We start from the raw sequence: 16,590 nt of genomic DNA, 5'->3' as shown, positions 1-16,590 counted from the left end.
ATTGGATAGACAGATTGATTACAGAAGTCAGTAAATGGTCAGAATAGATTTATGATTTAAAAATAGAGGTAAAATAACAACATACAACCATGACCTAAAAATTGGGTTAAGTTTGTATGTTGTTACCAAAATTTAATTGAAATACAAGGATTTTGATTGTTTAACAATATATAATGACGCACTTTATACACTTTTGATTATCATCTCTTTCTACCATTCAGAACCTCTCTTTCGTATTACAGATAATCACGAGAACACTTTATATATTGATTTAGGCAAATAATAGTGCCAAAAGTTTACTCCTTACAAGATAATTCAGTAATTTCGGTCTCTATTTCAAAACTAAAAACATGTCAACACTAGAAAAAGCGATTGAAACACTTTCTACTAGGGGTTTTCTAAATATGGAAATTCCGAAGGGAATCAATTTGATTGAAGAAATAAATAAGCTACGTAAGGAAAAGAATGCAATTATATTAGCTCATTATTATCAAACAGGAGATATTCAAGATATTGCAGATTTTCTAGGCGATAGCCTTCAATTGGCTCGTGAAGCAGAAAAAACAAATGCTGATATGATTGTTTTCTGTGGAGTACACTTTATGGCCGAGACAGCAAAAATATTAAACCCAACTAAGAAAGTTGTTCTACCAGATACATTGGCGGGATGTTCCCTTGCCGATTCATGTTCGGGCGAAGGGCTCAGAGAGATGAAAAAGAAACATCCGAAAGCCATTGTAGTTAGTTATATAAACTGTGATTCTACAGTTAAGGCAGAAAGTGATATAATAGTTACATCATCGAATGCAGAACATATTATTAACTCTTTACCATTGGATCAAGAAATAATCTTCGCTCCCGATCGTAATTTAGGCAGGTATATAAATCAGGTAACGGGTCGCAATATGATTTTGTGGGATGGAGCTTGTATTGTGCATGAAGCGTTTTCTTTAGAACGGATTGCCCAACAAATGCTCAATAATCCGAAGGCGAAATTAATAGCTCATCCCGAAGCACAAAAGCCTGTATTGCAAGTAGCTCATTATATAGGATCTACAGCCAATTTATTGAACTATGTGGCGAATGATGATTGTCAGGAGTTTATAGTGGCTACCGAAGAAGGTATCTTGCATGAAATGCATAAAAGAGCTCCTCACAAAAAGCTGATTCCTGCATTAACACAGGATGAAAGATGTAATTGCAGTGAATGCCATTTTATGAAGCTGAATACGTTGGAGAAACTCTATTTATGTATGAAATACGAGTTGCCCGAAATACTACTTGATGAAGACATCAGATTGAAAGCATTACGCCCGATCAACAAAATGTTGGAATTATCCAAAACGATTAAGTAATAAACGATGATATATACAGACGTTTTAGTCATAGGTTCAGGAATTTCGGGATTATCGTACGCATTGAAAATTGCCCAGCAAAGACCTGAATCAAAAATAACTGTTATAACCAAATCGGACGACGAAGAATCCAATACAAAATACGCCCAAGGTGGTGTAGCCGTCGTAACTGATTTCCAAAAAGATAGTTTCGAAAAGCATATCGAAGATACATTGCGTGCCGGAGACAATTTATGTAAAACAGAAACTGTAGAAATAGTTGTAAAAGAAGGGCCCGAACGCATAAAAGAAATGGTAGAGTGGGGGGCTAACTTCGATAAGAATGATACAGAAACATACGATCTGGGACGAGAAGGAGGTCATACCGAAAATCGTGTTGTACATTACAAAGATATAACAGGAGCAGAAATAGAAAGAGCATTACTCGAAGCTGTACGAGCTTCTGAAAATATAGAATTACTTACCCACCATTACGTTGTCGATCTGATCACAGAACATCATATTCCGAATGAATCGTTCGACAAATACAATCTCAATTGTTACGGAGCCTACGTTTTAGACATTAAGACGCAAAAGATAAAAAGAATGTCTGCCAAAATAACTCTTATGGCAACAGGGGGATGTGGGCATGTATATAAAAATACAACCAATCCTAATATCGCAACAGGCGATGGCATTGGCTTAGCACATCGGGCAAAAGCCAAAATAAGCAATATGGAATTTATTCAATTTCATCCTACTGCGTTTTATAGTAATAGGGCCGGTCAGTTACCTCTCATATCGGAAGCTGTAAGAGGATTCGGGGCTAAATTATGTACGATATCGGGCGAGCGTTTTATGCATAAATACGATGTTCGTGAGGAACTTGCTTCACGAGATATTGTAGCAAGAGCAATCGATAGCGAAATGAAATTGAGAGGAGACGATTATGTCTGTCTCGATTGCCGCCACTTAGATCATGAGAAATTCATGAACCATTTTCCAAACATCTATCAACAATGCAAAGATGAAGGCTTAGATATGTTCAAAGACCTGATACCCGTCGTTCCCGCAAGCCACTATTTATGTGGAGGTATCGATGTCGATTTATTCGGACAAAGTACTATAAAAAACATGTTTGCCGTCGGCGAGTGTTCAAATACAGGCTTGCATGGCGCTAACAGACTTGCATCAAACTCGTTGCTCGAAGCTCTGGTTTTTGCTCACAGAGCCGCTTTGAAGACTATAAAAAGGCTTTTAGAAGACGATTTCAATTATATCAATCTGCATAAAGTACCAGAATGGGATCAGGAAGGTATGAATGTCAACGAAGAAATGGTTTTATTGAATTATCTTCGCAAAGAACTGCAAAATTTAATGAGCGATCTGGTTGGCATTGTCCGCAGCAATAAGCGATTGAAATTAGCCAAACAAAAAGAAGAAGAAATATATAGAGCAGTGAAAGAGATATATAACTTTTCAATTCTTTCACCTCAATTATCCGAATTGCGAAATCTGGTAAGCGTGGCTTATTTGATTATATCCCAAAGCATAGAGCAAAAAGAGAACCGAGGAGCTTTTTATAATAAAGATTTAGAAAAATGAATAGACCTTCCTATGTAACACACGAAAGACTGACTCACTTCATCCGTGAGGCTATCAGAGAAGATATTGGCGATGGAGATCACTCTACATTGGCTAGTGTACCAGCTTCGATGCAACGGCGAGCAAGACTATTGGTTAAACACGATTGTATATTAGCCGGTATCGATTTGGCACAGGAAATTTTCCACTATTATGATAAGGATTTAAAAATTGAAATCTTCAAGCAAGATGGCGAAGAGGTAAAAGAAGGAGATATTGCCTTTACCGTTTCGGGCTCTGCTCAATCTATATTGACGATGGAACGCCTTGTACTCAATTGTATGCAGCGTATGAGCGGTATAGCCACCTATACGCACCAAATGGTTGCATTAGTAGCCGATAGCAAAACAAAAATACTGGATACTCGCAAAACGTCTCCTATCTTTAGAATGTGTGAAAAGTGGGCGGTACATATCGGTGGGGCACAGAATCACAGATATGGCCTTTTCGATATGATTATGCTGAAAGATAATCACAATGATTATGCAGGGAGTATTACTAAAGCCGTGGAATCGACGGTAAAATACTTGAAAGAAAAAGGCAAGGATCTAAAGATAGAGGTCGAAACACGCAATCTGGATGAAGTAAAAGAAGCTTTAGCAACAAAAGCTGTCGACATTATTATGCTTGATAACATGTCGCTGGAAGAGATGAAAGAAGCTGTTCAGCTAATAGATGGAGCAGCTATGACAGAGGCTTCGGGCGGAATCACAAAAGAATCGGTACAGGCTATTGTAGAAACAGGCGTAGACTATATCTCATCGGGTGCTATAATCTATTCTGCACCTAATATCGATTTGAGTTTGAAAGCTTTTTAAATTAAAATCTTGTTTTCATTTTATAGGTATTACATACATAAAATAAATAGAGGGCTACAGATCGTAGTCCTCTATTACATTCTAGGTAAATATTTTTTTACTTCTTCATTTTAATAACAACAACTCCATTTTTACCTCTTTCTCCATATTCCTTGACAGCAAATTCTCTTTTTAAAACACTCATTGATTCAATTTTTCCGGGATCAAGAGCTCTCACTTCTGCTGCTGTAACTTCAATGTCATCTACAATAAATAAGTTATCATCGAATAGAGGTTTTTCACCTTTGGCTGACTCTTTTTTATCTTGAAATACATCAGTCTGATTATCAAAAGTATAAATACTTTCTTTTTGCCCTGTATTTCCGGGACTGTAATTATCTACAATATAGCGTGGTTGAGCAGAAGCCCAGAAAAACAATCCTAATGCTGGAATGATTGCTAGTGCAGCAAACCTTTTCCATGGCGAACTTTTAGTTTTCTTAATCATAACTAATCGATTTAAATTGTTTGAATAATTAAATGAATTGGAAAAAGAAAACACTGGGCCCTGAAATCGTTGGTTTATCAAAACTGCCTTATACAATGCGGGTGACGTCCCCGAATCGATCACAGCTTTATCCGCCAAGAATTCGTGATTCTCTTTCAATAGAAATATATAAAACCATATCAGCGGATTGAACCAATGAAGTAGCAGCATGCATTCGCTACACAATAAGTCTATCCAATGTTTCTGATTTATATGCGTTTGTTCGTGTTTTATTATCAGATCTTTCTCCGTATCCGACAATTTTTGTGTATTTATTACGATATAATTCCATACAGATAGTGGAGAATTAACTTTAACTGTATCAATCAATTTGTAAGTTTTATTTTTAGAAAGGGTCCCCGATCTGAGTAGCTGTATGAAATTGCCAAGAGTTCTTATGTTTCGTATGATTATAATCAACATACCTGTTATATAAAGGGCAAATACAATTGTCCAGATATCTATACTGTCATTCGCCGCCAATTGCCCTACCGAATTATCTGCTATCTCATTCGAAGCGGGTAAAGTCACATATACATTGTACGTATTGGGTATAAGCGGTATAGCTAGAGACGTAATCATCCCAAGCATCAAAAAACTTCTATTGAACTTAAAGAATGTACTGGAACGAAAGAATATCTGATAAATAATCAGGAAGATACTCAAGCAGATACTCGATTGTAAGAGATAAACTATAAATTCTTTCATGGCAATTTATTGTTGGTTATTATCACTATTATCTTCATTCAAGGCGTGGCGAGTTTCTTCTAATAATTCATCCATTTCTTCTATCGTAAAATTGCTTTCTTTTGCGAAAAAAGAAACCATGGATGAGAATGAACCATTAAAATAATCCTTAACAAAACCGAACAGTTGCTTTTTAGAATAATTATCTTTCGAAATAGTCGCTTTATAAATATTCACCCGCCCTTCGGTTCGATGCTCTACAAATTGTTTTGTTTCCAAGATATTGAGTACAGTAGCAATTGTTGTACGAGCTGGTTTACTGTCTGCAAACTTTTGCAATATATCTTGTACAGTACCTTCTTCGATACTCCAGAGTATCTGCATTATTTGTTCTTCGGCTTTTGTTAGTTGCATGATATTCATGTTTTATAATGTATGAAACAAATATATGTCTAAATTTTTAGACAACAAAATATCCAGTCTATTTTTTTAGACAAAAATATATAATTATTTACTGACTACTTGTAATCAGGTAGTTATGATAAACAAAAAAGAGTTATCCAAAACAGATAGCTCTTTAATAGTATATATAATTGTAATTATTTTATTTCTGCAAAGTCAACGTTTGTTGCAAATAACGCTCCTTTAGCACCTGAATCATATCTATAGTCATTTTTGCCAAATCATATTTAGGACTCCATCCCCATTCTTCACGGGCACAAGTGTCGTCAAGAGAATTTGGCCATGAATCGGCAATAGCTTGTTTCAATGGATCAACATCGTAATCCATCACGAATTGCGGATAGTGTTTCTTAATCTCTGCATATATCATTTCGGGATCGAAACTCATGGATGCAATGTTGAACGAGTTGCGATGAACCAATTTGCTCGGATCAGCTTCCATTATCTGAATAGCTGCATCTAAAGCATCTGGCATATACATCATATCCATATATGTTCCTGCCTTTACAGGACAAGTAAATTTTTCGCCTTGTACTGCATTGTAGAATATCTCTACAGCATAATCGGTAGTACCACCACCCGGATGTGTCAGATTAGAAATAATCCCCGGAAAACGTACCGAACGTGTATCAACTCCCCAACGGCTATAATAATAATCGCTAAGTAATTCGCCCACAACCTTAGTGATACCATATACCGTATTTGGTCGTTGAATCGTATCTTGAGGAGTTTTATCCTTTGGTGTATTATTCCCGAAAGCACCGATCGAACTTGGCGTAAATACAGCACAATTTAATTCCCGTGCAACATCCAGACAGTTCATAAGGCTATCCATACCTACGCTCCATCCTAGTTTCGGATTCTTTTCGGCAGTAGCAGATAGTATAGCCGCAAGGTTGTAAATAGTGTCGATTTTATACTTCTTGACAGCATCTGCTATCTGATCTATATTTGTCGCATCTATTTCTACTGTTGGACCTAAATCGAAAAAATTATCAGGATAAGGCGGCTTATAATATCCGCATATAACATTGTTATCACCGTAAATCGAGCGTAATCTAATACTTAATTCCGAACCTATTTGTCCAGTGCTTCCTACAATTAGAATGTTTTTCATATAATTCCGAGCTCTTTTCCTATTTTAGTGAAAGCTGCAATACATTTATCTAAATGTTCTTTCTTGTGTGCAGCCGAAATTTGTACGCGAATACGTGCTTGCTCCTTTGGAACAACAGGATAATAGAATCCTGTTACATAGATTCCTTCATCCAACAACTTCGAAGCCATATCCTGCGATAGTTTGGCATCATATAACATAACTGCACAGATAGCCGATTGGGTAGGCTTAATATCAAATCCAGCAGCTGTAAGTTTTTCAACAAAATAGGCAGTATTGCTATGTAACGTATCTTGTAATTCATTAGTTCTTTCTATTAATTCGAACATCTTAATACCGGCAGCAGCAATAGCTGGTGGTATAGAATTCGAAAACAAATATGGGCGAGAACGCTGACGAAGCATATCTATAATCTCTTTCTTTCCGGTAGTAAATCCACCGATAGCACCACCAAAGGCTTTACCCAAAGTACCTGTTATGATTTCGGCCTTACCTCTGAGATTGAATAATTCAGTAGTTCCACGACCTGTTTTACCAACCACACCTGCTGAGTGCGATTCGTCGATCATAATCATTGCATTATATTTTTGAGCTAACTCATATATCTTATCAAGTGGGGCAACATTACCATCCATCGAAAATACACCATCGGTAACGATCAGACGAAAACGTTGTGATTGTGCCAGTTGTAATTGTTTTTCAAGATCAGCCATATCAGCATTTGCATAACGGTAACGTACAGCTTTACACAAGCGTACCCCATCAATAATTGATGCGTGATTTAACGAATCTGATATTATTGCGTCTTGTTCATTCAATAAAGGTTCGAAAACACCACCATTGGCATCGAAACATGCTGCATATAGAATAGAATCTTCTGTTCCGAAGAATTTAGTGATAGCCGCTTCCAATTCTTTATGTATATCCTGAGTACCGCATATAAAACGAACCGAAGACATACCGTATCCATGTGTATCGAGTGCCTGTTTAGCTGCATCTATCAACTCCTGATTATCTGATAGTCCCAGATAGTTGTTTGCACAAAAGTTAAGTACATTTTGCCCTGTACTAACACGTATTTCAGCACTCTGAGGAGAAGTGATTATTCGCTCATTCTTATACAGCCCGGCAGATTGTATATTTGCAAGTTCTTCTTGCAGAAAATTTTGGAAATTCTTATATGTACTCATAGCTTTAAGATTTTGGAAACAAAGTTAGTGAAAATGTTACATTAGAAGCAGGTATCTCTTAAAAATAATCTCGTCAACTTTTGCTTTTTTAGCTAAGTTCCTGTTTAAATTTTATTGGTATCCTTTAACGAGAAAAAACTCTTTCATTTCCTTTGTCATAACTGAAATGTTTTTATCTTTATAATCAGCAATTTATCGTTCATCAAAAAACAGATATGCCATGAATCCCCAATTAGGTGCTACCACATTATCCTGGATACATCCCCTATGGAATGATGAAGCCGGATTGTACGCTATAAAGAAAGCTTCGGACATAGGTTTCGATCTCATAGAGTTATTATTGCCTCACTCGATGGTGATAGATACAAATAGTGTGAGAAAGCAACTTGACAGATACAATATAGATGCCGTGTGTGGCTTAAACTTATCTGCCGACACACATATACCAACTCATCCCAAAGAGGCTTTACAACTGATCAAAAAAGCATTAGACAAAGTCGCTGAACTCGAACTGAATCATCTTGGGGGTGTACTTCATTCGGGCATTGGCTCTTTTTCGGGGAATGTTTGTACAGAGAGCGAGAAACAAACAATCTGTGATGTTTGGGCAGAAGTCGCCGATTATGCTCAACAATATGGTGTAAATATTGGCGTAGAGCCAATCAATCGCTATGAGTCTTATATATGTAATACCGGTGAAAATGTATTAGAGCTATTAAAGAGACTAGATGTATCTAATATGTATTTGCATCTTGATACATTTCACATGAATATAGAAGAAGATAACTTTTATGATCCCATAATAAGTGCTGGCGATAGACTGAAACATGTCCATATGACTGAAAGTAACAGAGGAATGCTAGGAGAAGGCAATGTCCATTGGGCTGACTTATTCAAAGCGTTGAAAGAAATTGATTATACAGGAAATCTCGTTCTGGAAAACTTCTCCTCTTCAGTCGAAGGAATGTCAAGTGCGGTATCTTTATGGCAGCGATCGAAATACGATGCCGACGATCTGGCGAAAGGCAGTCTCGAATTTATTCGTAAAATGATAGCATTAACATAAAACCCTGATCTTACTTTTCGATAATATAAAGGGCATAAGTTCGACGAATTTACACCCTTTATTTATTATAATGCGCAGCTGTCTTTATAATCTGATTTATTCTAAATAAATGACACATATAGCCCTCTATTCTAAAGGTTTTGAGCTATTAAATTCCCTCTTTTTAAGAACATAAAATCATAGAGAATGTTATACCTTTGGCGCAATTTTAAAAAACCTAATTATGGATTGGTTATTAAATACCATTTTACAGCCTTCTACCATACAGTCTATTATAATAATTTCGGCAGTATCAGCAATTGGCCTCCAACTGGGGAAATTGAAATTATTCAATGTCTCTTTAGGCATTACATTTGTTTTCTTTATAGGCATTCTAGTTGGTCATCTTAATTTAGACATAAATGAGGATATGCTTCATTTTGCTCAAAATTTTGGACTAATCATATTCGTTTATGCCTTAGGATTACAAGTAGGACCCGGGTTTTTCTCGTCATTAAAGAAAGGAGGACTACGACTCAACTCTCTGGCTTTCGCTGTCGTTGTTATTGGTATTCTATTAACTCTTATATTTAGTCATTTCAGTAACGTTTCGTTACCTAATATGGTTGGGCTTCTTACAGGTGCTGTAACAAATACACCTGCTCTCGGTGCAGCACAACAAGCATTAAGACAAGTAGCGCCTAACGATACCAAATCTATATCAGACATGGCGCTGGCTTGCGCAGTAGCATATCCTCTAGGTGTAGTAGGGGTGATATTAGCTATTGCTCTTATGCGCACATGGTTTGGACCGAAAGACAATTCCGGCAAAATAAAGGAAAAGAAAGACTCGGATACTTATGTGGGCGAATTCCATGTAACCAATCCTGCACTTTTCGGAAAAACAATACGCGAAATTATGAAGCATACATCTAAACGCTTCGTAATATCCCGCATCTGGAGAGATGGAAAGGTAACTATTCCAACATCCGAATGTGTATTAAACCAAAATGATCATCTCCTTATTATATCCATAAAATCGGATGTAGAAAGTATCAAAGTTCTCTTTGGAGAGCAAGAAAATGTGGATTGGAATAAAGAAGATATAGATTGGAATCACATAGACAATAGCCAGCTTGTTTCACGTCGCATAATTGTTACACGAGGTAAGGTTAATGGTGTGAAGCTTGGGACACTAAAATTGCGCAATATTTATGGTATAAACATTACCCGTATCAATCGTGCCGGCATCGATCTATTGCCATCGCCACACCTGTCTCTGCAAATAGGGGATAGGATAACCGTAGTTGGTGAAGCGGCTTCTATTAATAATGTAGCGAAGATTCTGGGTGACGAAGTAAAACGATTGAAAGAGCCTAATCTAATTGCTATATTTATAGGTATTGCTTTCGGTTTACTATTAGGAGCACTACCGTTTCAATTTCCCGGAATGAATTTTCCTATTAAGCTGGGCATTGCCGGAGGGCCAATAATTGTTGGAATCTTAATGGGTGCTTTTGGTCCACGTTTTCATCTGACAACCTATACTACACAGAGTGCGAATTTGATGATGCGTCAACTAGGTCTTGTTGTGTATTTAGCTTGTTTGGGTATTGACGCAGGAGGGCATTTCTTCGAAACTGTTTTACAACCCGAAGGACTTCTATGGGTTGGATTAGGGTTTGGACTAACCGTTATTCCCGTTATTATAGTAGGTGTACTTGCTATGAAAGTACTGCATATCAATTATGCCAAAAGCGTAGGAATGCTATGTGGAAGTATGGCTAATCCGATAGCCTTAAGTTATGTTGACTCCACAGTAGAGGGTGATGAGCCTTCTGTTGCTTATGCAACAGTTTACCCGGTATCTATGTTTATCCGAATCATATCGACCCAACTATTGTTATTGTTCTTCTTGTAACATTAGCTTTTAATTCGTTACTTTATACTCATAAAACTGTTGAAAATATAGATATGAAGAATAATATTTGTGTACTTTTTGATATGGATGGGGTTATGATCGATACTGAACCTCAATACGATAAGTTCTGGAAGCATGCTGCTGACAGATATAGTATAGGAATCCCTAATTTCGAGAAAATAATAAAAGGAACAACTCTCCCAAACATATTAAAGAAGTATTTTTCTGAATACACTCAGGCAGAACGAGATGCTCTTGTGGAAGAGATAGATAAATTCGAAGCGAATATGACATATCCCGAAATACCGGGTTCTATCAAGTTTGTTAATGAATTGAAGAAGCAAGGTATCAAGGTTGGTCTTGTAACCAGTTCTACCGATACTAAATTAATTGGGGTATACAGAGATGTACATTTCGATACATTGTTCGACACGGTAGTATCGGCAGCTCGTGTCACTCACGGTAAACCAGCACCCGATTGTTTCTTATTAGCAGCAAAAGATCTAGGTGCAGATCCCAAAGATTGTATTGTATTTGAAGACTCTTATGCCGGAATTGAAGCTGGAACAGCCGCCGGTATGAAAGTTATCGGTTTGGCAACAACACATCCGGCAGATACGCTGATAGATAAATGTGTGAGAGTTATTCCTGATTTTACGAATTTCGATGTTTCAGAGTTATATAGTATCTGAATAAAGATTATTATAAAAGAACGAGGCTTACTATACTATAGTAAGCCTCGTTCTTTTTAATATATTCTCAATTTATTTTTTAGGAACCATTATCACTTCTATTACATTTTCTTGTGATAGCAATGCTTTTGTTACTGCCTTTACATCTTCAGTTGTCAATGAATTAAGTATTGTCATGTAATTCGAATAAACATCGTCATTGTAAAAATAATAAGCATTTAATACTGCATTCCAATAACCGTTTTGTTTAGTATTTTCCTGAAATTTCTTTGCCATATATTCTTTTACTTTTTGGAAATCCTTATCCTTAGGACCATCCTGAGCAATTTTATCTAGTTCTCTATGAATAATTTTATTCAATGTAGCTGCTTTTTCAGGATCAGTATCGTATGTCATTTGTACAATTGTTTGCCCTTCGGGAATACGATTGATTTCAACTCTCGAACGCACGCCATATGTACCACCTTCTTCTTCTCTGATTGTTTCTACATATACCATATCCAACACTTGATTCAGAGCATCTAGAGCTATACGTGTTTTCTGATCTCTCTTTAGAGTACCGCTATAAAGATCAAATACAGAGGCTTTAGGATTCTTCATCTCTTGTTCGAAAACATTAGTATATGTACCTTTTCTTATATCATAATTCACATCTTTATATCTGGCATTTTTGTTCCCTGATGGGAGTGACGCTAAGTATTGCTCTACTAACGGTTTCATTGCGACTTCATCTACATTACCTACAAACGTAAATACGAATGAGCCCGGATTAGCAAATACTTCTTTATAAATTTCTATTGTGCGGTCATAATTAAGTTTCTCGGCATCTTCCAGTTTCAATTCTTTTGTTCGAAGGTTATCTCCGTACATAGCGTATGTTGTTGAATCAGAAAAAATAGCAGAAGGTTCAGTTTTCATATTCTTCAACTGGTTTTTAATCATATCGAGTAATGATGTATACGCATCCAAATCTTTACGCGGAGCTGTAAAGTACAAATAAGTCAATTGAAGTAATGTTTCAACATCCTTAATGTTTGATGATCCACTAATATTCTGATCCCATCTACCTACATTCACACCAACCTTAGCTGATTTTCCGGCTAATACTTTTTTCAGATCCGTAGCACTAAAATTTCCAATACCACCAATATGAGGAACTGCACCTACTAATTCTGCATTATGCATATCATTGTCCGGAACAATAGAAGTTCCTCCATAAGCTATGGATGACATTAATATTTCATCATCTTTGAAATCAGTTTTTTTAAGAACAACCCTCATCCCATTCGACAATGTCCATGAGGTAGAACCTAACTTCTCGTCAGTTTTTGTATCAACAATGCTTCCTGCTTTAGGTAATTGACTTATAAGAGGTTCATTTGATACAGTTTCAGCATATGGAGTCATATTTTCAGCATCAACTATTTTAAATATATTCAGTAGTTCACTTTCAGAAGGGTAGATAATGCCATCCTTCTCGGGACCTGTTACCGATATAACAATATTTTTATCAGTAATAATTTGTCTGATAAATTGGTTAATCGCATCAGCATCTACCATAGGTGCAAATTGTTTTACAAAGTTATATTCAAATTCAATACCCGGTATTGCATCACCATCTGTAAAACTTTCTACATATTCTCTTATATAGGAATCATTCAATTCTTTGCTACGGTTATTATATGCAGTTTCATACCTTTGAAGCAGTGTAGCCTTGGCTCTTTCTAGTTCAGCATCCGTAAATCCAAATTTACTCACTCTCTCATTTTCTCGTATAAGAGTCGCTAATGTAGCATCGATCTGCCCTTCTTTACTAAGCGCTATCGTTGTCCATGCATCTTTAGTTTTAGAGACAAAATAAGGACCATCATAAGCAATAGAAACAGCAAAAGGTGCATCTGCTTTTTGTGAGATTTCACTTAAACGATCTGAAAACATTTTAGATACAAGTTCTTGCATGACAGACATGATTAATCCGATGTTTGTCTTTTTTAGTTCAGCAGGCAATACATCGTGCTTTATATACAGCGTAACTTGTGTTCTGACAGCCTCCGGATCGGTAGTAATAGCTACAATGGGTTCCTCATTGTCGGGTACCGGATAATATATTCTTTCGGCCGGATTAGCAGGGGCAGGAATATCTGCAAACATAGCTTTTATCTTTGCTTCCACCTTATCTGCATCAATATCTCCAACTACAATGATGGCCTGAAGATCTGGTCTATACCATTTATGGTAATAGTCTTTTAATGTTTGGTGTTCAAAGTTTTCAACAACCTCCATTGTCCCTATCGGAAGACGGTTAGCATACTTACTATCTTTAAATAGGATAGGTAGTTGCTTCTCCCAAATACGCATTTGTGCACTACCTCTTGTGCGCCATTCCTCTTTTATGATAGAACGCTCTTTGTCTATTTCTTCATTATCTAAAGTAATGAAGCCAGACCAATCATGCAATATCAGAAGGCAGGAATCGACAACACCCTCACGCACCACAGGTATATCCGATAGGTTATAAACTGTTTCGTCGAATGAGGTGTATGCATTTACATTTGCTCCGAATTTTGCTCCATTTTTCTCCAAGTAATCAAGCATAGCTTTTCGACCCGGAAAGTTCTTACTTCCATTGAAAGCCATATGTTCTAAAAAGTGAGCAAGTCCCATCTGAGAATCCTCTTCTTGCATCGAACCTACTTTCTGAGCTATATAGAAATCAGCCCTTTTCTCAGGATACGCATTTTGACGAATATAATACGTCAAGCCATTACTTAGCTTACCATATCTGACCTGAGGATCGATAGGTAATTTCTCTTGTGCGTTAACATTAAGAACGAAAGAGAAAGTAAGTAAAGCAATTAGAATAAACAGTTTTCTCATATTAACTTAATCTAAATTATTTATTTACTGACATATAAGATTGTATAATTTTGGAACAAATATAATTAAGCCACAGACTACAGACATAATTGTAGCAACCAGAACAGCAGCCGCAGCCATATCTTTTACTTTCTTTATTATATCATGCCTTTGCGGGCTTATATAGTCGCACAAATTCTCAATTGCAGAGTTTATTATTTCTAAACTAAATACCAATCCAATCAGGATACATATAGCCAGCCATTCTGCAACCGATATGTTAAACACAACTCCCATAAGAATAACACAAATCGATACGACCAAATGAATACGGGCATTGTGCTCCTCTCTAAACAAGATTCTCAATCCATCAAAAGCATATCTAAAAGATCTTAATCTCTTACGTACCGAAAACCTTTCCGACTTGAAATCTTCCATATTACTGAAAAAGTATTTAAATATAAACGCTAAAGTATAAAAATACACTAGGATAGTAATCATTTTAAACTTTTTTCTTTATGTATTTTTATCATTTATGTACTCTATGAAGTATAGTCGGGCTTGTTGTTCTGGCTAAGAATCGTTACTTTTGATAAAACTTTAAAATTAATTGATATGTATAAATATATTTACTCTATCCTACTTGGATTCATATTCTTTTCGTGTGGTGGTGCTTACGATCACACTTTAACTGAAATGGGTAAGTCTGTAAAGCAACACATCAGATATAATGACGAGAAAAACAATATCAAAACAAATATTGAAATATTAAAACCTATATCGTATGAGGAAGTACCCGTAGACCAAAGGGTTCAACCTGATGATGTGTATTTATGCAAGGTTTATTTAAGAGCTAATTGGGCATATGTGGGTAGCTCTCGTTTATATAATACTGACGATACACTCAACTGTTATTTCGATAAGAATAAAGTTTTTGTACGAATAGATACAAAAAAATAATATAATATAATGGAAGCTGAACAAGTTCAAACAGATTTTGATGATATAATAATCTCTATAAATTCATGGATGCAAGAGCTACTCACTAAATTGGGGGTTGCTGAGCAATGGATTATTTATACTAAGTTGGTAGTACTGTTAGTAATAGTAGCTACCGCAAGTTACCTTTTGCAGCTACTGGTAAGGAAACTCTTGATATTTGTATCTCAGCGTATTACTAAAGTAACATCCATATCCTTCTTCAAATACGGAATTAACAATCGGTTACCTCATTATCTGGCTCTTATTGTACCATACTCCTTTGTAAGGAGTGTTATACCTATTATTTTTTTCAATTTTAAAAGCCTGATAGTTCCTTGTTTGAAGATAGCTGATATATACATGGTATTCATGGTTATATGGACTGTTATGGCTGTAATAAAATCATTTGGAGATATACTTCAAGAAAAACCTGCTTTTCATAATAAACCGATGAAAAGCTATATGCAAGTTATCCAAATGGTGCTTTTTATATTTGGAGCAGTTGCAATCTTCTCTATAGTCACAGGGAAATCAGCAATGGCATTCTTTGCAGCAATGGGAGCTGCTTCTGCCGTTTTACTTCTGATGTTTAAAGATTCTATAATGGGGTTTGTAGGCAGTATCCAAATCTCGACTAACAACATGGTACAGATAGGAGACTGGATTACAATGAATAAATATGGTGCAGATGGCTCAGTTGAAGAGATTACACTTACCACTGTAAAAGTTAGGAACTTCGATAAAACAATAACTACAATACCAACATATGCTCTGATTTCAGATTCGTTTCAAAACTGGCGGGGTATGCAAGAGTCAGGTGGCAGACGTATTAAGAAAGCTATATATATAAAACAATCTGATATTCGCTTTTTGAGAGATGAGGAATTAGATAAGTTTAAACATATAGATGGACTAGGTGAATTTATAGCAGAGCATAAGAATAATAATAAAAAGATAGAAGGTTCCTCTCCTTTAGTTATCGGACCAAGAATTACGAATAATGACCTGTTTATGCAATATGGCATATATTACCTGCGCCATCATCCTAAAATTAATAAAACGATGACATTAATGGTTCGCCAGTTAGCCCCGACCCCAGAAGGATTGCCCGTAGAACTATATACATTTACAGACACAGTAGTATGGGCTGAGTACGAAGCCATCTCGACCGAAATATTTAATCATTTGATCAGTGTCGTTAAATATTTTGATTTACAAATATTTGAAAGTTCGTCGGGTAGTGATGATTACAATGTTTATATGCGTAAAACTGAGAATGGGTGATTATTCTACCTAGCAATATAACGGAAAAGTTCA

Annotated in this window: 14 protein-coding genes; 8 read left to right on the top strand and 6 right to left on the bottom strand. The window is 36.2% G+C overall.

Annotation, left to right across the window (positions count from 1 at the left end):
* Nucleotides 1–350: 350 nt before the first annotated feature.
* From nadA to nadC, 3 genes are read left to right on the top strand one after another with little or no spacing between them, the layout of a single operon-like run.
* Nucleotides 351–1,355, top strand: a complete 1,005-nt coding sequence (nadA, locus tag G7Y56_RS14380) for a quinolinate synthase NadA (protein ID WP_165044501.1) — start codon at nt 351–353, stop codon at nt 1,353–1,355.
* Nucleotides 1,356–1,361: 6 nt separating this feature from the next.
* The gene (gene nadB, locus G7Y56_RS14375) at nt 1,362–2,939 is read left to right on the top strand and encodes an L-aspartate oxidase (RefSeq protein WP_165044499.1); all 1,578 of its coding nucleotides are present in this window, start codon (nt 1,362–1,364) and stop codon (nt 2,937–2,939) included.
* Nucleotides 2,936–3,796 carry a carboxylating nicotinate-nucleotide diphosphorylase gene (gene nadC, locus G7Y56_RS14370; RefSeq protein WP_165044497.1) on the top strand — a complete coding sequence of 287 codons (861 nt, stop codon included), beginning with the start codon at nt 2,936–2,938 and terminating at the stop codon, nt 3,794–3,796. Before nadB ends, nadC begins: the two co-directional genes overlap by 4 nt.
* A 97-nt stretch (nt 3,797–3,893) precedes the next feature.
* On the opposite strand, the gene G7Y56_RS14365 is transcribed toward nadC, so the two are convergent.
* From G7Y56_RS14365 to kbl, 4 genes are all read right to left on the bottom strand, one after another.
* On the bottom strand, nt 3,894–5,030 hold the full coding sequence (locus G7Y56_RS14365) for a M56 family metallopeptidase (protein WP_165044495.1): 1,137 nt from the start codon (nt 5,028–5,030) through the stop codon (nt 3,894–3,896).
* A 6-nt stretch (nt 5,031–5,036) separates the two neighbouring features.
* The gene (locus tag G7Y56_RS14360; protein ID WP_165021833.1) at nt 5,037–5,423 is read right to left on the bottom strand and encodes a BlaI/MecI/CopY family transcriptional regulator; all 387 of its coding nucleotides are present in this window, start codon (nt 5,421–5,423) and stop codon (nt 5,037–5,039) included.
* 190 nt (nt 5,424–5,613) lie between these two features.
* Nucleotides 5,614–6,588 (bottom strand): NAD-dependent epimerase/dehydratase family protein, encoded by a 975-nt coding sequence (locus G7Y56_RS14355; RefSeq protein ID WP_165044493.1) that lies wholly within the window; start codon nt 6,586–6,588, stop codon nt 5,614–5,616.
* Nucleotides 6,585–7,778, bottom strand: coding sequence for a glycine C-acetyltransferase (kbl, locus tag G7Y56_RS14350; RefSeq protein WP_165044491.1), 1,194 nt, complete (start codon nt 7,776–7,778; stop codon nt 6,585–6,587). Before kbl ends, G7Y56_RS14355 begins: the two co-directional genes overlap by 4 nt.
* A gap of 220 nt (nt 7,779–7,998) precedes the next feature.
* On the opposite strand from kbl, the gene G7Y56_RS14345 reads away from it, so the two are divergent.
* The 3 genes from G7Y56_RS14345 (at nt 7,999) to G7Y56_RS14335 (ending at nt 11,436) form a co-directional block, all read left to right on the top strand.
* Nucleotides 7,999–8,844 (top strand): sugar phosphate isomerase/epimerase, encoded by an 846-nt coding sequence (locus G7Y56_RS14345; protein WP_165021844.1) that lies wholly within the window; start codon nt 7,999–8,001, stop codon nt 8,842–8,844.
* Between the two features lie 223 nt (nt 8,845–9,067).
* On the top strand, nt 9,068–10,744 hold the full coding sequence (locus G7Y56_RS14340; RefSeq protein WP_165044489.1) for a putative transporter: 1,677 nt from the start codon (nt 9,068–9,070) through the stop codon (nt 10,742–10,744).
* Between the two features lie 53 nt (nt 10,745–10,797).
* A complete protein-coding gene (locus G7Y56_RS14335; RefSeq protein WP_255491369.1) occupies nt 10,798–11,436 on the top strand; it encodes an HAD family phosphatase in 639 nt (212 codons plus the stop codon).
* A gap of 72 nt (nt 11,437–11,508) precedes the next feature.
* Here the strand turns inward: G7Y56_RS14335 and G7Y56_RS14330 are convergent, their stop codons facing one another.
* Complete coding sequence (locus G7Y56_RS14330) at nt 11,509–14,313, bottom strand: pitrilysin family protein (RefSeq protein ID WP_165044487.1); 2,805 nt, start codon at nt 14,311–14,313, stop codon at nt 11,509–11,511.
* A 24-nt stretch (nt 14,314–14,337) separates the two neighbouring features.
* Complete coding sequence (locus G7Y56_RS14325) at nt 14,338–14,730, bottom strand: diacylglycerol kinase family protein (RefSeq protein WP_165044485.1); 393 nt, start codon at nt 14,728–14,730, stop codon at nt 14,338–14,340.
* A gap of 177 nt (nt 14,731–14,907) precedes the next feature.
* Between G7Y56_RS14325 and G7Y56_RS14320 the strand changes: the two genes are divergently transcribed.
* Together G7Y56_RS14320 and G7Y56_RS14315 are read left to right on the top strand one after the other, a co-directional pair.
* Nucleotides 14,908–15,252, top strand: coding sequence for a hypothetical protein (locus tag G7Y56_RS14320; RefSeq protein WP_165044483.1), 345 nt, complete (start codon nt 14,908–14,910; stop codon nt 15,250–15,252).
* Nucleotides 15,253–15,261: 9 nt separating this feature from the next.
* Nucleotides 15,262–16,557, top strand: coding sequence for a mechanosensitive ion channel family protein (locus tag G7Y56_RS14315; protein ID WP_165044481.1), 1,296 nt, complete (start codon nt 15,262–15,264; stop codon nt 16,555–16,557).
* The last annotated feature ends 33 nt before the right edge of the window (nt 16,558–16,590 follow it).

This window comes from Dysgonomonas sp. ZJ709 (assembly GCF_011039195.1).
GTDB lineage: Bacteria > Bacteroidota > Bacteroidia > Bacteroidales > Dysgonomonadaceae > Dysgonomonas.
The sequence above is the reverse complement of the archived record's forward strand: the minus strand, read 5'-3'. Positions and strand labels throughout refer to the sequence as shown.